General features: G+C 75.1%; 15 protein-coding genes. 9 read left to right on the forward strand and 6 right to left on the reverse strand.

The window, feature by feature from the left end:
• Positions 1-7: 7 nt before the first annotated feature.
• Positions 8-697, reverse strand: a complete 690-nt coding sequence (locus ACPCUX_RS09285) for a class I SAM-dependent methyltransferase (RefSeq protein ID WP_076406521.1) — start codon at positions 695-697, stop codon at positions 8-10.
• Between the two features lie 158 nt (positions 698-855).
• Here ACPCUX_RS09285 and hflX point away from each other — a divergent pair, with 158 nt between their 5' ends.
• The 3 genes from hflX to ACPCUX_RS09300 all read left to right on the forward strand — a co-directional run bounded on the left by hflX (position 856) and on the right by ACPCUX_RS09300 (position 5,733).
• On the forward strand, positions 856-2,412 hold the full coding sequence (gene hflX, locus ACPCUX_RS09290; RefSeq protein ID WP_043654546.1) for a GTPase HflX: 1,557 nt from the start codon (positions 856-858) through the stop codon (positions 2,410-2,412).
• A 190-nt stretch (positions 2,413-2,602) separates the two neighbouring features.
• Positions 2,603-4,696, forward strand: coding sequence for an ATP-dependent DNA helicase (locus ACPCUX_RS09295; RefSeq protein WP_423388618.1), 2,094 nt, complete (start codon positions 2,603-2,605; stop codon positions 4,694-4,696).
• Between the two features lie 29 nt (positions 4,697-4,725).
• The gene (locus ACPCUX_RS09300; RefSeq protein ID WP_021479748.1) at positions 4,726-5,733 is read left to right on the forward strand and encodes an L-lactate dehydrogenase; all 1,008 of its coding nucleotides are present in this window, start codon (positions 4,726-4,728) and stop codon (positions 5,731-5,733) included.
• A gap of 114 nt (positions 5,734-5,847) precedes the next feature.
• Here the strand turns inward: ACPCUX_RS09300 and lexA are convergent, their stop codons facing one another.
• Positions 5,848-6,582, reverse strand: coding sequence for a transcriptional repressor LexA (gene lexA / locus ACPCUX_RS09305; protein WP_423388600.1), 735 nt, complete (start codon positions 6,580-6,582; stop codon positions 5,848-5,850).
• 336 nt (positions 6,583-6,918) lie between these two features.
• Between lexA and ACPCUX_RS09310 the strand changes: the two genes are divergently transcribed.
• Positions 6,919-7,293, forward strand: a complete 375-nt coding sequence (locus tag ACPCUX_RS09310; RefSeq protein WP_423388601.1) for a LysM peptidoglycan-binding domain-containing protein — start codon at positions 6,919-6,921, stop codon at positions 7,291-7,293.
• 366 nt (positions 7,294-7,659) lie between these two features.
• Positions 7,660-8,190: a transcriptional regulator NrdR gene (gene nrdR, locus ACPCUX_RS09315; RefSeq protein ID WP_415298523.1), complete on the forward strand. Its 531-nt coding sequence runs from the start codon at positions 7,660-7,662 to the stop codon at positions 8,188-8,190.
• Between the two features lie 84 nt (positions 8,191-8,274).
• On the opposite strand, the gene ACPCUX_RS09320 is transcribed toward nrdR, so the two are convergent.
• Positions 8,275-9,372, reverse strand: coding sequence for an aldo/keto reductase (locus ACPCUX_RS09320; protein WP_423388602.1), 1,098 nt, complete (start codon positions 9,370-9,372; stop codon positions 8,275-8,277).
• A gap of 210 nt (positions 9,373-9,582) precedes the next feature.
• Between ACPCUX_RS09320 and ACPCUX_RS09325 the strand changes: the two genes are divergently transcribed.
• A complete protein-coding gene (locus ACPCUX_RS09325; RefSeq protein WP_031316400.1) occupies positions 9,583-9,777 on the forward strand; it encodes a DUF5302 domain-containing protein in 195 nt (64 codons plus the stop codon).
• A 61-nt stretch (positions 9,778-9,838) separates the two neighbouring features.
• Here ACPCUX_RS09325 and ACPCUX_RS09330 read toward each other — a convergent pair whose 3' ends face one another.
• The 3 genes from ACPCUX_RS09330 to ACPCUX_RS09340 form a co-directional block, all read right to left on the reverse strand.
• Positions 9,839-10,258, reverse strand: coding sequence for a pyridoxamine 5'-phosphate oxidase family protein (locus tag ACPCUX_RS09330; RefSeq protein WP_034655066.1), 420 nt, complete (start codon positions 10,256-10,258; stop codon positions 9,839-9,841).
• A 119-nt stretch (positions 10,259-10,377) separates the two neighbouring features.
• On the reverse strand, positions 10,378-11,577 hold the full coding sequence (serA, locus tag ACPCUX_RS09335; RefSeq protein ID WP_043654536.1) for a phosphoglycerate dehydrogenase: 1,200 nt from the start codon (positions 11,575-11,577) through the stop codon (positions 10,378-10,380).
• Positions 11,578-11,665: 88 nt separating this feature from the next.
• On the reverse strand, positions 11,666-13,906 hold the full coding sequence (locus ACPCUX_RS09340; protein ID WP_423388603.1) for a HelD family protein: 2,241 nt from the start codon (positions 13,904-13,906) through the stop codon (positions 11,666-11,668).
• Between the two features lie 167 nt (positions 13,907-14,073).
• Between ACPCUX_RS09340 and ACPCUX_RS09345 the strand changes: the two genes are divergently transcribed.
• From ACPCUX_RS09345 to ACPCUX_RS09355, 3 genes are read left to right on the forward strand one after another with little or no spacing between them, the layout of a single operon-like run.
• The gene (locus tag ACPCUX_RS09345) at positions 14,074-15,402 is read left to right on the forward strand and encodes a PP2C family protein-serine/threonine phosphatase (protein WP_371810604.1); all 1,329 of its coding nucleotides are present in this window, start codon (positions 14,074-14,076) and stop codon (positions 15,400-15,402) included.
• Positions 15,399-17,069, forward strand: coding sequence for a sensor histidine kinase (locus ACPCUX_RS09350; RefSeq protein ID WP_171467787.1), 1,671 nt, complete (start codon positions 15,399-15,401; stop codon positions 17,067-17,069). The genes ACPCUX_RS09345 and ACPCUX_RS09350 overlap by 4 nt, the downstream gene beginning before the upstream one ends.
• Positions 17,066-17,506: a response regulator gene (locus tag ACPCUX_RS09355; protein ID WP_021482350.1), complete on the forward strand. Its 441-nt coding sequence runs from the start codon at positions 17,066-17,068 to the stop codon at positions 17,504-17,506. Before ACPCUX_RS09350 ends, ACPCUX_RS09355 begins: the two co-directional genes overlap by 4 nt.
• The last annotated feature ends 59 nt before the right edge of the window (positions 17,507-17,565 follow it).

Below are 17,565 nucleotides of genomic sequence, written 5' to 3' on the forward strand. Positions count from 1 at the left end.
CGCCGGCTCAGCGGGGCGCGACGACCTCGAGGACGCGGAACCCCTTCGCGCTCGCGGCGCGCTCGACGACCGCGCCCGGCAGGAGCGGGGGCAGCGCCTCGGCGAGCCAGCGCTGGAGCGAGTCCGAGCCCAGGTTGCGCTGCACCACGAGGTGCGCGCTCGCGCCCGGCGCGAGCCGGGGCAGCCAGTGCAGGAGCATCCCGTGCAGGACGTCCTTGCCGACCCGGATCGGCGGGTTCGACCACAGCGCGGCGAGCGCGACGTCGTCGGGCACGTCGTCCGGGAGGACGGCCCGGACGTTGTCCAGCCCGAGACGCTGCGCGTTGCGGCGCACGAGGTCGAGCGCGCGCTCGTTGACGTCGACGGCCCACACGGTCGCCTCCGGCGCCTCCAGGGCCATCGTCAGGGCGACCGGGCCCCAGCCGCAGCCGAGGTCGAGGACGTGGGCGGGGCCGTCGTCGGGCCGGGCCGCGAGGACGTCGTCGAGCGGCGGGGTGGTGCGCAGGAGCACCTGCGTGCCGAGGTCCAGCCGGCCGGGGGAGAAGACGCCCGAGGCGACCTCGACCTCGACGTCGCGGCCCGCGAGCCGCACGGAGATCGTGCGGCGCTCGGCGGCGGACGCGGGCCGGGCGGTGAAGTAGTGGTCCGCCGCGCCGTCGGGCGCGGCGTCGACGGCGGGGTCCTGGTCCTCGGTCACGTCGGCCGATCCTACGCGGGCGCGCCCATGTCAGGAGGCGGTACGGCGCACCGGGCCGCTCGTCGGGGGCTTAACCACTGGCCTCGGGACGATTTCGCGTGCCACGCTTGTTGTCACACCCGGACGCACGAGCGCCCATCACCGACGGAAGGCGGCACATGAGCCCAACCCCTGCGAACACTCCGAACCCCACCTCGGCTCAGGACGAGCCGACCGGCGCGACGCGGGACATCGCGAGCGACGTCGTGGCGCGGGTGCTCGCTCGGGCCGGGACGGCACGCGCCGAGGGCGGCACGGTCCACACGGAGCACGACGGCGAGCAGCTCGAGCTCGAGGAGCGCAGCGCGCTGCGCCGCGTCGTCGGCCTGTCGACCGAGCTCGAGGACGTCACCGAGGTCGAGTACCGGCAGCTGCGCCTCGAGAAGGTCGTGCTCGTCGGGCTCTGGAGCCCCGGCTCCGACCCGCGCGAGGACGGCGCGCCCACGTCCGCCGAGGAGGCCGAGATCTCGCTGCGCGAGCTCGCCGCCCTCGCGGAGACCGCGGGCTCGCAGGTGCTCGACGGCGTGATCCAGCGCCGCGCGAAGCCCGACCCGGGCACGTACCTGGGCTCCGGCAAGGCCGCGCAGCTCGCCGACGTCGTCGCCGCCAGCGGCGCGGACACGGTCGTGATCGACGGCGAGCTCGCGCCCTCCCAGCGGCGCGCGCTCGAGGACATCGTCAAGGTCAAGGTGATCGACCGGACCGCCCTGATCCTCGACATCTTCGCCCAGCACGCCAAGTCGCGGGAGGGCAAGGCCCAGGTCGAGCTCGCCCAGCTCGAGTACCTCCTCCCGCGCCTGCGCGGCTGGGGCGAGTCGATGTCCCGCCAGGCCGGTGGCCAGGTCGGCGGCGCCGGCGCGGGCATGGGGTCGCGCGGTCCCGGTGAGACGAAGATCGAGCTGGACCGCCGGCGCATCCGCAACCGCATGGCCAAGCTGCGCCGCGAGATCCAGGCGATGGCCCCGGGGCGCGAGACGAAGCGCGCGTCGCGCAAGCGGCACGCCGTGCCGTCCGTCGCGATCGCGGGCTACACGAACGCGGGCAAGTCGAGCCTGCTCAACTCCATCACCGGCGCGGGCGTGCTCGTCGAGAACGCGCTGTTCGCGACGCTCGACCCCACGGTGCGCCGCACGCGCACCGACGACGGCCGGGTCTACACGCTCGCCGACACCGTCGGGTTCGTGCGTGCGCTGCCGCACCAGCTCGTCGAGGCGTTCCGCTCGACGCTCGAGGAGGTCGGCGACGCCGACCTGCTACTGCACGTGGTGGACGCGTCGCACCCCGACCCGGAGGGCCAGATCGCGGCGGTGCGCCACGTCCTGGCCGACATCCCGGGCGTGGAGGACGTGCCCGAGGTGATCGTGCTCAACAAGGCGGACCTCGCCGACCCGGAGACGATCGCGCGCATCCGGCTGCGCGAGCGCCGCACGGTCGTCGTGTCGGCGCACACGGGCGAGGGGATCGAGCACCTGCGCGAGCTCATCGCGCACGAGCTCCCGCGCCCGGACGTCGAGATCGACGTCGTCGTGCCGTACCACCGGGGCGACCTCGTGCACCGCGTGCACACCGAGGGCGAGATCGACCACGAGGAGCACACGCCCGAGGGCACGCTCCTGCGCGGCCGTGTCGCCCAGGCGCTCGCGACGGAGCTCGTGGGCGCCTCCGCCGGGAGCTGATCCGCCCCCCAGCCTCCCGGCGGCGCGGCGGCCCCGCCCCGCGCCGGACCCGGCGCCGGCCCCACGCACGACCTCGCGCAGCCACGGCTGCGCGGGGTCGCGTGCGTCCCGGGCCGGTCCACAGGGCCCCCGCCGCGTGGGTGCCCGACCGTAGAATCGGCAGGTGCCCCCCTCCACCCGTACCGCTCCCGTGCCCGACCGTCCGGACACGGAGGCGCCCGGGCAGGCGGCCGGTGACGTGCCCGCCGTCGAGGAGCTCCTCGACCTCGCGGTCACGCGCCTGGGCGGCGCGCGGCGCGACGGCCAGCGGACCATGGCGCGTGCCGTCACGGACGCCATCGAGCGTTCCGAGCACCTCGTGGTCCAGGCCGGGACCGGGACGGGGAAGTCGCTCGGGTACCTCGTGCCGGCCGTGCGCCACGCGGTCGCGACCGACGAGCGCGTCGTCGTCTCGACGGCGACCCTCGCCCTCCAGCGCCAGGTCATCACGCGGGACCTCCCGCTCGTGGCCGACGCCGTCGCCGACCGCCTCCCGCGGCCCGCGTCGATCGCGCTCCTCAAGGGCTGGCACAACTACCTGTGCGTGCACAAGATCGCGGGCGGCTACCCCGCGGACGAGCCCACGCTCTTCGACCTCCCCGGCGAGGCGGCGGGCGCCGCCGACCACCCTGCCGCGCGCGGGGGGACGAGCATGGCGGCCCTCGGCGAGCAGGTCGTGCGCCTGCGGGAGTGGGCCGACGAGACGCCCACGGGCGACCGGGACGACCTCGTCCCCGGCGTGAGCGACAAGGCGTGGCGGCAGGTCTCCGTCACGGCGCTCGAGTGCCTGGGCCAGCGCTGCCCGCTGCTCGCCGAGTGCTTCCCCGAGCGGGCGCGCGCCGCGGCGCGCGAGGCCGACGTCGTCGTGACGAACCACGCGATGCTCGGCATCGCGGCCATGGGGTCGCCCGGGGTGCTGCCCGAGCACGACGTCCTCGTCGTCGACGAGGCGCACGAGCTCGCGGACCGCGTCACGGCCGCCGCGACGGTGGACCTGTCGGTCCCGGCGATCGAGAGCGCGGCGCGCCTCGCGCGCCGCCACGGCGGGGTCACGACGGACGCGCTCGACGCCGCGTCCGCCGCGTTCGGCACGGTCGTCGGGTCGCTGCCCGCCGAGCGCTTCCCCGACGGCCTGCCCGACGCCGCGCGCTCGGCCGTCGCGGCGGTGCGGGACGCCGCGCGCGAGGTGCTCTCCACGCTCAAGCCCGAGACGGGCGTGACCAAGCCGGCCCAGCCGGACACGGGCCTGAAGATGGCGCAGTCGACGATGCTGCAGCTCTTCGAGGTCGCCGAGCGCATGGCGGCCGACCCCACGGGCCACGACGTGCTGTGGTGCTCGCGGCCCGGGGAGGGCGGCTGGTCCGGCGACCGCTTCGGCGACGGCGCGAGCCGCCTGCACGCCGCCCCGCTCGGCGTGGCGGGCCTCATCCGCACCCACCTGCTCGCGGAGCGCACGGGCGTCTTCACGTCCGCGACGCTCGCGCTCGGCGGGAGCTTCGACGCCGTCGCGCGCACCTTCGGGCTCGGCCCCGCGGCGACGGGCGGAGCCGCGGACGCGGGCGACGGCGACGCGCCGCGCTGGCGCGGGCTCGACGTCGGGAGCCCGTTCGACTACCCGCGTCAGGGCATCCTCTACGTCGCGAAGCGCCTGCCGACGCCCGGCCGCGAGGCGTCGACCGAGCACCAGCTCGACGAGATCGCGGCGCTCGTCGAGGCCGCCGGTGGTCGGACCCTCGGCCTGTTCTCCTCGCGGCGCGCCGCGGTGGCCGCGGCCGAGGCGATGCGCGAGCGGCTGGACGTGCCGGTCCTGTGCCAGGGCGACGACCAGCTGCCGACGCTCGTGCGGGAGTTCGCCGAGAACCCGGCGACGTGCCTGTTCGGCACGCTCTCGCTGTGGCAGGGCGTGGACGTGCCCGGGCCGTCGTGCCAGCTCGTGCTCATCGACCGCATCCCGTTCCCGCGCCCGGACGACCCGGTGAAGTCGGCGCGGGCTCGCGCCGTCGAGGCCGCGGGCGGCAACGGGTTCATGCAGGTCTCCGCGACGCACGCGGCCCTCCTGCTCGCGCAGGGTGCCGGGCGGCTAGTACGGTCCACGGCCGATCGCGGGGTCGTCGCGGTCCTGGACCCACGGCTCGTGACGGCGCGCTACGGGTCGTTCCTCACGCGGTCCATGCCGGGGTTCTGGCAGACGACCGACCGCGACGTGGCCACCGCTGCGCTCCGCCGCCTCGCCGCCCTAGGCTGAGCCCTTTCCAGCGACTTCACGGAGGCGACATGACGAGCACGTCACCGCAGGGCACCGGCGACGCGACCACGGGCGGTCCGGGAGGGGGAGCGCGGACGACGAAGCTCGCGATCGTCGGCGCCGGTGCCGTCGGCTCGACGCTGGCCTACGCCGCGCTCATGCGCGGTGCGGCGCGCACGGTGGCGCTCCTCGACGTCAACCGCGCGAAGGTCGAGGCCGAGGTCCTCGACCTCCAGCACGGCATCCAGTTCATGCCCATGGCGCGCGTCGAGGGGTCCGACGACGTCGCGGTGTGCGCGGGCGCCGACGTCGTCGTGGTCACGGCCGGCGCCAAGCAGAAGCCGGGCCAGACGCGTCTCGACCTCGCCGAGGGCACGATCGGGCTCATGCGGACGATCCTCCCGGGCCTCGTGGAGGTCGCCCCGGACGCCGTCTACGTCATGGTGACCAACCCGGTCGACATCGTCACGTACGCGGCGCTCAAGTTCTCGGGCCTGCCCCCGACGCAGCTCTTCGGCAGCGGCACCGTGCTCGACTCCTCGCGGCTGCGGTTCCTCGTGGCGCAGCACTGCGGCGTCGCGGTGCAGAACGTGCACGCGTACATCGCGGGGGAGCACGGCGACAGCGAGATCCCGCTCTGGAGCTCCGCGACGATCGGCGGCGCGCCGCTGCTCGAGTGGCAGGGCATCGGCGGTCGGGGACCGCTCACGGGCGACGTGCGCGACGAGATCGCGCGCGAGGTCGTGCAGTCGGCCTACCGGATCATCGAGGGCAAGGGCGCGACCAACTACGCGGTCGGGCTCGCGGGCACCCGGATCATCGAGGCGGTGCTCGCCGACGAGCACCGGGTGCTGCCCGTGTCGACGCTCCTCGACGGCATCTACGGGCTCGAGGACGTCTGCCTGTCGCTCCCGACGCTCGTCGACCGCCGGGGCGCGACGGAGCGCGTCGAGGTCCCGCTCGCGGACGACGAGCTCGCGGGCCTGCGCTCGTCCGCGGAGTCGCTGCGCGCGGTCGCGCGACGCTTCGGGCTCTGAGCCCACGGGCCCGTCGGGCCCGGCACGACGAGAGCCGGGCGGTCGAGGGACCGCCCGGCTCTCGTGGTGTCCCGAGCCTGCCAGGAGGGGCGCCCGGAGCCGCTCGGAGACCGTTCAGAGGCTGCGCAGGACGGAGACGACGCGCCCCAGCACCTGGGCGTCGTCGCCGGGGATCGGGTCGTACGCGGCGTTGTGCGGCATGAGCCACACGTGGCCGTCGGCGCGCCGCAGGCTCTTCACGGTGGCCTCGCCGTCGATCATGGCGGCCACGATCTCGCCGTTCTCCGCGACCGGCTGGCGCCGCACGACGACCCAGTCGCCGTCGCAGATCGCGGCGTCGATCATCGAGTCGCCCTGGACGCGCAGGAGGAAGAGCTCTCCCTCGCCGACGAGCTGGCGCGGCAGCGGGAAGACGTCCTCCACGACCTGCTCCGCGAGGATGGGGCCACCGGCGGCGATGCGGCCGACGACGGGGACGTACGACGGCGCGGGGTGGGCCCCGTCGTACGCGGGCTCGGGGGCCGTCCCGGCCGGCGCGAGCGGGGTGGCGCGGCGGGCGTCGTCGGGCTGGACCACCTCGATGGCGCGCGGACGGTTCGGGTCGCGCCGCAGGAACCCCTTGCGCTCGAGCGTGGTGAGCTGGTGCTTGACGGAGGACGGGCTCGTGAGCCCGACGGCCTCGCCGATCTCGCGCATGCTCGGCGGGTAGCCGCGCTGCTCGACGCACGCGCGGATGGTCTCGAGCACGAGCCGCTGGCGCGGGGTGAGCCCGTCACCCCCTGCCGACCCGTCCGGCAGCTCGCGCACCTCGGCGAGCCCCCGTGCCCTGTCCGTGCCTCGTCCCGCCATGGTCGCTCCGCCCTCGTCCGTCGCGTGCCGCCGGCGCCAACCGGGCCTGCGGCCTCCCCTCCCCGGGGCGTGCGCCCCGGGACCTCGGTCGCCCCTCCGGGTCCGAGCGGACATGTCCGGCGAACCGACCTCACCCCAGGCTAGGGGAGGATGCGACACGAATCAAACACCTGTTCGAGCATGTCTCGACTCTGTCGGTCGCTCGTGATAGACATTCGTACAGATGTTCTACGTACAGGTGTTCGACCGCAACGGGTCGGCGCGGAGATGAGGCGGGCGCGCGGGTCCGATCGACCGGGGAAGGCGATCGGGCTCGCGGGCCGGGACGGAGGGGACATGGACACGGTGGCGATGGCGACGGCAGCGCCGTCCGCGCTCGGGCGGGGCGGCGCAGCGGAGCGAGGTGCGCGCCCGGAGGCGCGGCTGCGGCTCACGCGACGCGGCCGTGCGGTCCTCGTGCTCCTCGTGGCCGTCGTGCTCGTCCTCGCGGCGCGGGTCGGGCTGGCCGTCGCGAGCGGGCCCGGGGAGCCGGTCGAGGTTCGCGTCCACGTCGTGAGCGCGGGGGAGACGTTGTGGGAGCTCGCCCAGGGTGTCGCGACCCCGGGGGAGGACCTCCGGGAGGTGGTCAGCGGGCTCGTGGAGCTGAACGGCCTGCCCTCGTCCGGCGTGCGGGCCGGCCAGACCATCCTGCTCCCGGTCGCCGAGCGGTGACGCGACGCGCGCGCGGTCCAGATCCTGTGACGCAGCACACGGCGCCGACGCGCGACAGGTGGCGGCCGAGGGTTGCGCCGGCGCCTTAGGTCCGCCTAAGTTAGTGTCACCTCACACGCCGGCTGGGGGGCTGGGCGGACGAGGCGAGGAGTGTGCGGACCACCGCGACTCCTGTGCACGTCGCCGCGCGCGAGGCGAGTCGCGCGCGAGATGGGGACGGGGGCGTCCCGACGGGGGCGGTCGACTTCGACCGCCCCCGTTCTGCTGTCCGCGGCCCGGCGCGTCGTCGGCGTGTTGCACCGCGCGCCCGCGACGACATACGTTCGTCGCGCCGACCTGTCGGCGCGACCCGCGGAGGAGCCCGCCATGCACTGCCCGTTCTGCCGTCACGCGGACTCCCGCGTCGTCGACTCCCGCACGTCCGACGACGGTGCCTCCATCCGCCGGCGACGCCAGTGCCCGGAGTGCAACCGTCGCTTCACCACGATCGAGACCGCCAGCCTGTCCGTGGTCAAGCGGTCCGGCGTGACCGAGCCCTTCTCGCGCGAGAAGATCGTCAACGGCGTCCGCAAGGCCTGCCAGGGGCGCCCGGTGAACGAGGACGACCTCGCCGTCCTCGCGCAGCGCGTCGAGGAGACCATCCGCGCGAGCGGGAGCGCCGAGCTCGACGCCTACGAGATCGGTCTCGCGATCCTCGGGCCGCTGCGCGAGCTCGACGAGGTCGCCTACCTGCGCTTCGCGAGCGTCTACCAGGCGTTCGACTCGCTCGAGGACTTCGAGAGCGCCATCACGTCGCTGCGCGTCGACCGGGAGGAGCGCGAGGCGGCGGCGGGCCGTGCGGCGGCCGAGGCCACCGACGACGTCGCGACCGACCGCGAGACGGCACCCCAGGCCTGACGGTCACGCGACGGTCCCGCGCCTCGCGCCTCCGGTCCGAGGTTCGGTCCGCACAGCCGGACACGGCTGCGCGCGGCCGCGGCGCTACAGGTCGCTGGACCGCGTCGCCCAGATGTTGATGCCCGTGTCCACGGGGAGGTCGTCGACGGCCGCGAGCTCCTCGGGGGAGAGGTCGGGGGCCTCGAGGGCCGCGAGGTTGTCGTCGAGCTGGCGCGTCGAGCTCGCGCCGAGCAGGACCGACGTGACGCGCTGGTCGCGCAGCGCCCAGCGGATCGCCGTGGACGCGAGCGTCCGCCCGTGGGCGCGCGCGAGCCCGTCCAGATGGCGCACGCGGTCGAGGTTCTCCTCCGAGAGAAACGCCGGGCGCAGCGGCCCCCCGCGCGCCGCGCGCGAGCCGTCCGGGACCCCGTGGAGGTAGCGGTCCGTGAGCATGCCCTGGGCGAGCGGGGAGAACGCGACGACGCCGAGCCCTTCGTCGCCCGCGACGTCGAGCACGGTGGCCCCCGCCTCGTCGTGCGGGTCGGGCGCCTCGATCCACCGGTTGAGCATGGAGTAGGAGACCTGGGTGACGACAAGCTCGACCCCGACGTCGGCCGCGACCCGCAGGGCCTCGCGCGTGCGCCGCGCCGAGTACGACGAGATGCCGGCGTAGCGGGCGCGCCCCGACCGGACCGCCGTCGCCAGCGCACCGATGGTCTCCTCGAGCGGGGTGGAGGGGTCGTAGCGGTGCGAGTAGAAGATGTCGACGTGGTCGAGCCCGAGCCGGCGCAGCGACGCGTCGAGGGACGAGAGCAGGTACTTCCGGGACCCGCCCTCGCCGTAGGGGCCGGGGCCCATGCGGTAGCCCGCCTTGGTGGTCACGACGAGCTCGTCGCGCACGGGCCGGAGCTCGCGCGCGAGCAGCCGGCCCAGCGACTCCTCCGCGGCGCCGCCGGGCGGCCCGTAGTTGTTCGCGAGGTCGAGGTGCGTCACGCCACGGTCGACGGCGTGCAGCACGATCTCGCGCTGCGTCGAGAAGGGGTCGGCGACGCCGAAGTTCTGCCAGAGCCCGAGCGCGACCTCCGGCAGGCGCAGGCCGCTCCGGCCGAGCGCACGGTGCGGGAGCGCGGCACGCGCCGGCGCGGGACCGCCTGTGGCGTGGGGAGGAGCGGGGGAGGCCTGCGGCGTGGGATCGGGCGACACGTCCCGACGCTACCCGACGGCGTTCGCCGCGCGGTCGTCGGCGCTCGCGGCGCGGTCCCCAGCGCCCGCGCCCGCAAGGCCGGGACGGCCGGTCCGAGCGGACAAATCAGGTGGCGTCGGGCCGCCCGGTGGGGGAGGCTGGCGGGGTGCCCGCAGCGTCGGGCCGACCGCAGTGCCCCCACCGAGTTCCCCGTCGACGAGGAGACCGCCATGGCGTCCGACCAGCAGCGACCCGCTGCAGAGACCGCACCGACCGAGGAGGCCAAGGCGAAGTTCCGGGAGGCGCTCGACCGGAAGAACGCCGCGCGCCACCGCACGGCGGACGGCGAGTCGAACACGGGCTCCGTGCACGGCTCGGAGACCGTCGGACCGGTCCAGCGCACGTTCCGCCGCAAGTCCGGCTGAGCACCACCCCCGACGTCCGGTCGTCCCCTGCGGGGCGGCCGGACGTCGTGCGTCCGGGGGACTAGGGCTCCGCGCGCGCGAAGCGTCGTCCGGTGAGCTCGTGGGCCTCGACCACGACCCACTCCTCGGTCGGGACGTCGACGGTGGGGACGAGCGGGTCCGCACCTTCCCGGACGGGATCCACCTCGTGCTCGGTGCGCAGACGGTGAGCGGTGCCGCGCGCGACGACGCTCCACGCCCCGTCGTCGTCGACGTGGTCCCACTCCAGGGCGACCCGCTCGTTGATGGCGAGCGTCGCGAGCTTCGTGCCGGGGACCGTGCGGAACGCGAGCGTGCGCTCGTGCGCCCGCACGGTCACGGGGTAGATGTCCGGCTCGCCCCGCACGCTCACGGCGAGGCGTGCGACGTGGGTCCCCTCCACGAGGTCCCACGACGCGTCGGCGTCGAGGATCTGCGGCGCGTCGTGCGTGTATCCGGTCATGCCTCATCGTGGCACCGGCGCGCGAGAGGCGCTCAGCGGCGAAGGTCATGGCCGCCGAGGACCTTCGCCGCGTGCGGACGGGCCGCGCGCGGCGAAGGGTCCCGGGGTGCTGGGCCGCGTCAGTCGAGGACGCGCAGGGCGATCGTCTGCTCCATCGCGGCCAGCGCCTCGATGACGGCGGGCTCCACGCGCGAGCCGACGTCGGTGACGACGTAGCCGATCTCGCCGCGGGTGGCGAGGAGCTGGCCCTCGATGTTCGTCCCGTGCTCGGCCAGGGTCGCGTTGACGGCGGCGAGGACACCGGGGGTGTTGCGGTGCAGGTGCGTGATGCGCGTGATGCCCGTCGTCTGCTCGAGCGCGAGGTTCGGCACGTTGACGCTGAGCGTCGTGGAGCCGGTGGTGAGGTAGTCGCGCAGCTTGGCGGACACGAACTGCCCGATCGCCTCCTGCGCCTCCTCCGTCGAGCCGCCGATGTGCGGCGTGAGGATGACGTTCGGCAGGCCGCGCAGCTCGGAGTCGAACGCGTCGCCCTTGCGCTTGGGCTCGTGCGGGAAGACGTCGACCGCGGCGCCGGCCACGCGGCCCTCGACGATCGCCTCGCGCAGCGCGCCGTAGTCCACCACGAAGCCGCGCGACAGGTTGAGGAAGATCGAGCCCGGGCGCATGCGGGCGAACTGCTTGGCGCCGAAGAGCCCGGCGTTGCCCTGGCGCCCGTCGACGTGGAGCGTGACGACGTCGGCCTGCTCGAGCAGCTCGTCGAGCGTGTCCATGCGGCGCGCGTTGCCGAGCGCGAGCTTCTCCGCCGTGTCGTAGAACACGACCGACATGCCGAGGTTCTCGGCGACCACCGAGAGCTGCGTGCCGATGTTGCCGTAGCCGACGATGCCGAGCGTGCGGCCACGGACCTCGTGCGCGCCCTCCGCCGACTTGTCCCAGCGGCCCTCGTGCAGCGCGCGGTCGCGCTCGGTGAGGCGGCGCGTGAGCGCGATGATCTCGGCGAGCGCGAGCTCGACGACGGAGCGCGTGTTCTGGAACGGCGCGTTGAACACGGCGACGCCCTGCGTCGCGGCCGAGCGCAGGTCGATCTGGTTCGTGCCGATGCAGAACGCGCCGAGCGCCACCAGGTCGGGGGCGTTCTCGAGCACGTTCGCCGTGACGTTCGTCTTGGACCGGATGCCGAGCAGGTGGACGCCGTCGAGCGCCTCGATCAGCTCGGACTCGTCGAGGGCCCCGGTGCGGACGGTGACGTCGATGCCCGCGGCCTCGAGGTTCGAGGCGGCGAGGGGGTGCAGGTTTTCGAGGAGGAGGGCGCGTAGCACGCCCCCATGGTGCGCCCGTCCCGCGGTCCGGACCAAACGGGTCTTGACCCTCGGGACGAGGTGACCCCGCGCCCGGACGCGACCGCTGTCAGGCTCGGGCGCCCCGTGCGTCGTCCGACGGCGCGGGGGCGACGCCTGCGGGCAGCGGGCGCGCGTGCACGACGACGAGGCGCTGGGTCGGCCGCGTCATGGCGACGTACAGGTCGGACGGGCCCGAGGGCCCGGTCGCGACGTCGGAGGGCTCGACCAGCACCACGGCGTCGAACTCCAGCCCCTTGACCTGCACCGGGTCGAGCACGACGACCGGGTCCTCGCCGCCCGCGTCGGCGAGCCCGAGCGCGGCCCGCAGCGCGGGGACCGCGGGCGCGGCCGCGACGACGGCGACGCGGCCGGACTCCGCGGCGACGAACTCGGCGCGCGCGGCCTCGGCCTCGGCCCGGACGCGTGCCTCCAGCGCGCCCGGTGCCACCTCGACCACGCGCAGGGCGTCCTCGACGTCGCGCGCGGACGTGAGCGGCGAGACCGGGAGGCCGGCCGCGACGGCCGCGCGTCGGGCCGCGTCCGCGACGGAGGCCGGGGTGCGGTAGTTGACCGTGAGCTCGGCGAGCCGCCACGCGTCGCGGAAGACCGGGTCGAGCATGCCCTTCCACGACCGGGCGCCCGCGAGCGAGGACGTCTGGGCGACGTCGCCGACCACCGTGAACGACCGCGTCGGGCACCGGCGCACGAGCATGCGCCACGCCATGGCGGACAGCTCCTGCGCCTCGTCGACCACGACGTGGCCGTAGGTCCACGTGCGGTCCTGCGCGGCGCGCTCGGCGGTGGTCAGGCGGGGGCCGCTCGCGGCGAACCGCTCGGCGAGCACGTCGGCCCCGACGATCCCGCCGCCCGCACCGGACGACTCGAGCACCTGCCGCGCGTACTCGAGGTCCTGCGCGCGCTGCGCCGCGCGCGCGGCGGCCTCGGCCCGCTCCGCCTGGTCGTCCTCGCCGAGGAGCTCCGCCGCCTCGTCGAGGAGCGGCACGTCCGCGGGGGTCCACGGTGCACCCTTCGCCCGCTCGAGGAGCCGTCGGTCCTCGGGGGAGAGCTCGGGCGCGGCCTCGGCGAGCCGGTGCGGCTTGGTCCACAGGTCCTCGACGAGGCGCTCGGGCGTGAGCGGCAGCCAGGCGAGGTTGAGCGCGACGCGCACGTCGCGGTGGGAGCGCAGGTCCTCCAGCGCGAGCGCGCGGTCCTCGCCGACGAGGGGCTCGCCGAGCTGGCGCCCGTACTGCTCGACGAGGCGCGAGAGCATCTCGCGGACGAACGTGACGCGCGCGAGGTTGTGCGGCTTGTGGGTGCGCCGCGCCTTCGCGATGGCGTCGCGCACGTCGCGGCGGCGGATGACGAGGTCGTGGCCGTCGAGCCGGACCGGCACGTCGGCCGCGGGCACGCGCTCGCGTGCGCGCACGGCCCGGCGCACCGCACGGGCCATGACCGCCCGACCCTTGACGCGCGCGACGCGCGGGTCCTCCTCACCGTCGGCGACGATGCCGGGCAGGAGGTCGGCGATGGTCGTGCTCACGACGCCGGTCTCGCCGAGCGACGGCAGCACCTGGTCGATGTAGCGCAGGAAGGAGAGGCTGGGGCCGACGAGCAGCACGCCCGAGCGCTCCAGCAGCCGCCGGTGCGCGTACAGCAGGTAGGCCGCGCGGTGCAGCGCGACCGCCGTCTTCCCCGTGCCGGGCCCGCCCTGGACGACGAGCGCCCCCGCGAGCTCGGAGCGGATGATCGCGTCCTGCTCCGACTGGATCGTGGCGACGATGTCGCCCATGCGTCCCGTGCGGCCCGCGGCCATCGCGGCGAGCAGCGCGCCCTCGCCCGAGAGCGTCGTGCCCGTCACGGCCTCGGGGGCGTCGAGGTCGAGGAGCTCGTCCTCGAGTCCCGTCACGGCACGACCGCGCGTCACGAGGTGCCGACGGCGCACGACGCCGTCCGGGTGGGCCGCCGTCGCGCGGTAGAACGCCTGGGCGGCGGGCGCGCGCCAGTCCGTGAGGAGGCTCGAGTGCTCTTCGTCGGTGAGGCCGATGCGCCCGACGTAGCGCAGGGTGCCGTCGTCGAGGTCGAGGCGGCCGAACGCGAGGCGGTCCTCGACCGCGTCGAGCTGCGCGACACGGTCCTCGTACAGCGTCGCGAACGCGTCGCGCTCGCTGCGGTTCTGCGGCGAGCCCGACGGGCCGGACCGCCGGACCTCGTCGAGGCGTGCCCGGGCGGCCGCCCGCAGCTCGTCGAGGCGCGCGTAGAGGGTGTCCACGACCTCCTGCTCGAGCCGGAGCTCGTCGTTGCGTCCCACGCTGTCCCTTCCTCGACCGGCGCCGCGCCGCCCGCGCGGCCGTCCATTATGGCGTACGACGACCGTCCCGGGGACCGACGACCGGCGCGTCCCGGCGCCGTGACCGGGCCGGACGCGCGCCTGCGGCTAGGATCGTGGCCCATGGCGACCAGAGGGGAGCGGGCGTCGTGACCGGGAGCGAGCGTCGAGCCCCGGGCCGACCCTCCGCGCGCGGCGACGACGCCGCCGGACCGGACCAGGCGCGCCCGGGGCGCGCCGTGCTGGCCCCGACGGACGAGCTCCGGATCCTGCTCGTGGAGGACGACGACGGGGACGCGATCCTCGTCGAGGAGCTGCTGGCCGACGGCAACCTCAAGGTCGAGCTGCACCGTGCGACGACCCTGGACGGTGCCCTCGAGATGGTCGTCTCCCACGACGTCGACTGCGTGCTGCTGGACCTGGGCCTGCCCGACTCCGTGGGACTGTCCGCCGTCGAGCGCGTGCGCGCGGGGTCGCGGCCGCCGGCGCTCGTCGTCCTGACCGGCCACTCGGGCATCGACCTCGGCGTGCAGGCGGTCGCCGCGGGCGCCGACGACTACCTCGTCAAGGGGGAGGTCGACGGCGACCTGCTCGGGCGGTCCGTGCGCTACGCGGTCCAGCGCCGCATGTCCGTCGAGCAGCAGCGCGCGCTGTACCGCAGCGAGGTCCGCGCGGCAGAGACGGCGCGCCTCGAGCGTGCGCTCCTGCCGACCCCGCTCGTGCAGGACGACCGCCTCGACGTCATGGTCGGCTACGTGCCGGGCGGCAACGGCCTGCTCGGCGGCGACTTCTTCGACGCGGTCGAGCGCCCGGACGGGACGGTCCTGTGCGTCATCGGGGACGTCGCGGGGCACGGCCCGGACGAGGCCGCGCTCGGCGCGACGCTGCGCACGGCCTGGCGCACCATCGTCCTCAGCGAGACCCAGCCGGAGGCGATCCTGCCGCTGCTCGAGCGTGTGCTCGTGCCCGAGCGCGCGCGCCCGGAGGTCTTCGTCACGCTGTGCCAGGTCGTCGTCTCCGCGGACCGACGCAGCGCCGAGGTCTACCTCGCGGGCCACCTCGCGCCGCTGCTGCTGCGCGACACGGCGTCGGAGATCACGCCGACGTCGCGCGGCCGCGCCCTGGGCATCCCGGTCGCGGGCGGCTGGACGTCGCAGCCGGTCGAGCTCGGCGAGCGCTGGGCCCTCATGCTCTACACCGACGGCCTCGTCGAGGCGACCGTCGCGGGAGCCGGGGCGGGCGACGCACGGACCCGCCCCGAGCGCGTCGGGGTCGACGGCCTGCGCCGCGCCGTCGACAGCGCGCTGGAGCAGGGCGTCGAGGGCGTCGTCGAGCGGGTCTTCCGTCGCGTGCGCGACCTCCACGGCGGCCCCCTCGCGGACGACGCGGCCCTCCTCGTGCTCGGGTGGGACGGCGACGGCACCTCGCCGGGCGAGCGGTCGGCCACCCTCGCGGACTCGGACGAGTGGGCCCGGTGAGCGCCGCCGGCGACCGCAGGCGCGCGGGCGAGCGTCGCGCCCCGACGCTGCGTCGGCGCCTCGGCTGGGCGCTCGTCGTCGCCGGGGTGATCCTCCTCGGCGTGCTCGCGACCTCCGCGATCGCGCTGTCGCGCGTCCTCACCCTCCAGACCGACGTGACCGGGCCGTTCTTCGACGCGGTGAGCGAGGCGGACGGCGCGTACGTCGGCCTGCTCGACGCCGAGGTCGCGGTGCGCGCGTACGTCGCCACGGGCGACGCGACCGCGCTCGAGGCCTACACGCGCGCGGTGGGCGTCGACGCCGAGGGCGTCGTCCCCGACGCCGCGCTCGTCGACCGTCTCGGCCTCGACGACGAGCTCGCCGGGACGCTCGCCCAGGCCGAGTCCTCGGTGCGCGCCTGGGTCTCCGAGGCGGCCGAGCCCGCCATCGCGACCACCGAGGCCCAGGGCCCGGGGCGCGTGCGCGCCGTCGACCAGGCGCGCGGCGCCGAGCTCTTCGCGGCGGCGCGCGCCGACACCGCGCAGTACGTCGACGAGCTGCGCGACGAGCGCGTCGAACGCCTCGACGCGCTCGACCGGTGGAGCCGCGCCCTGTTCGGGAGCGTCCTCGTCCTCGTCGGCTCGGCGCTCGCGGTCGGCATCATCCTGTGGGTCTGCCTCAAGCGCTGGGTCACCGAACCCATGGCCGAGCTCGCGCATCGCGTGCGGCGCGTGAGCTCCGGGAGCCTCGACGAGCCGGTCGTCACGTCCGGGCCCGCCGAGATCGCGGACCTCGCGCAGGACGTCGAGCACATGCGCGTCGAGCTCGTCAGCCAGGTCGCGGAGATCAAGGCGTCGCACGAGGACGCGGCGCGCTCGCACGAGCTGCTCGCCGAGCAGGCGCGCGAGCTGGAGCGCTCGAACCGCGACCTGGAGCAGTTCGCGTACGTCGCCTCGCACGACCTCCAGGAGCCGCTGCGCAAGGTCGCGAGCTTCACGCAGCTCCTCAAGAAGCGCTACGGGGGCGAGCTCGACGACCGCGCCGACCAGTACATCGACTTCGCGGTCGACGGCGCGAAGCGCATGCAGCGCCTCATCCAGGACCTGCTCGGGTTCTCCCGCGTCGGCCGGACGGGCACCGAGCGCGTCGACGTCGACCTCGAGGACGAGCTCCGGGGCGTGCTCGAGGACTTCTCCGACAAGATCGCGGAGTCCGGGGCGCGCGTCACGCACGACCCGCTCCCCGTCGTCGTGGGGGAGCAGGCGCTCCTGCGCCAGCTCCTCGCGAACCTCGTCGGCAACGCGCTGAAGTTCCGCCACCCGGACCGGGCGCCCGCCGTGCACGTGGGCGTGCTCGCGCGCGACACCCACTGGGAGCTGTCGGTCGAGGACAACGGGATCGGCATCGACGCGCAGTACGCCGACCGCGTGTTCGTCATCTTCCAGCGCCTGCACGCCAAGGACGTGTACGAGGGCACGGGCATCGGCCTCGCGTTGTGCAAGCGCATCGTCGAGTACCACGGCGGACGCATCTGGATCGAGCCGCGCGAGGGCGGGACGACCATCCGCTTCACGCTCGCCCACGCCTACGTGCAGGCGCAGGTCGGCTACGCTCGCTCCGACCCCGGCGGCGCCGGTCCGGACGCTCCGGCCCCCGCGCGCCCCGACGACGAGGAGAGCCCCGCATGAGCCACGGCAGCAAGCCGATCGACGTCCTCCTGGTGGAGGACGACCCGGGCGACGTGCTCATGACCCGCGAGGCGTTCGAGGACCACAAGGTCACCAACCGCCTCTCGGTGGTGTCCGACGGCGTGAGCGCGCTGCAGTTCCTGCGCAAGGAGGGCGAGCACGCGGGCGCCCCGACGCCCGACCTCATCCTCCTCGACCTCAACCTGCCCCGGATGGACGGGCGCGAGGTCCTCGCCGAGCTCAAGGCCGACGACGCGCTGCGCAAGATCCCCGTCGTCGTGCTCACGACGTCGGAGGCCGAGGAGGACGTGGTGCGCAGCTACTCGCTGCACGCCAACGCCTACGTCACCAAGCCGGTCGACTTCGACCGCTTCATCGACGTCGTGCGGCAGATCGACGACTTCTTCGTCTCCGTGGTGCGCCTCCCCGGTCGCTGACTGCCGGCGCAGCCCGGCCGGGAATGATCCCCGGCCCGGGTCGCGTTACCTCGTCAGGC

It is taken from the genome of Cellulosimicrobium sp. AB352 (assembly GCF_049538415.1).
GTDB lineage: Bacteria > Actinomycetota > Actinomycetes > Actinomycetales > Cellulomonadaceae > Cellulosimicrobium > Cellulosimicrobium funkei.

Coding starts and splice junctions, on each gene's coding strand:
- lexA (WP_423388600.1), bottom strand. CDS start 6,582: ATGGCGGGACGAGGCACGGACAGGGCACGGGGGCTCGCCGAGGTGCGC.
- nrdR (WP_415298523.1), top strand. CDS start 7,660: ATGCACTGCCCGTTCTGCCGTCACGCGGACTCCCGCGTCGTCGACTCC.
- ACPCUX_RS09300 (WP_021479748.1), top strand. CDS start 4,726: ATGACGAGCACGTCACCGCAGGGCACCGGCGACGCGACCACGGGCGGT.
- ACPCUX_RS09325 (WP_031316400.1), top strand. CDS start 9,583: ATGGCGTCCGACCAGCAGCGACCCGCTGCAGAGACCGCACCGACCGAG.
- ACPCUX_RS09355 (WP_021482350.1), top strand. CDS start 17,066: ATGAGCCACGGCAGCAAGCCGATCGACGTCCTCCTGGTGGAGGACGAC.
- ACPCUX_RS09310 (WP_423388601.1), top strand. CDS start 6,919: ATGGACACGGTGGCGATGGCGACGGCAGCGCCGTCCGCGCTCGGGCGG.
- hflX (WP_043654546.1), top strand. CDS start 856: ATGAGCCCAACCCCTGCGAACACTCCGAACCCCACCTCGGCTCAGGAC.
- ACPCUX_RS09330 (WP_034655066.1), bottom strand. CDS start 10,258: ATGACCGGATACACGCACGACGCGCCGCAGATCCTCGACGCCGACGCG.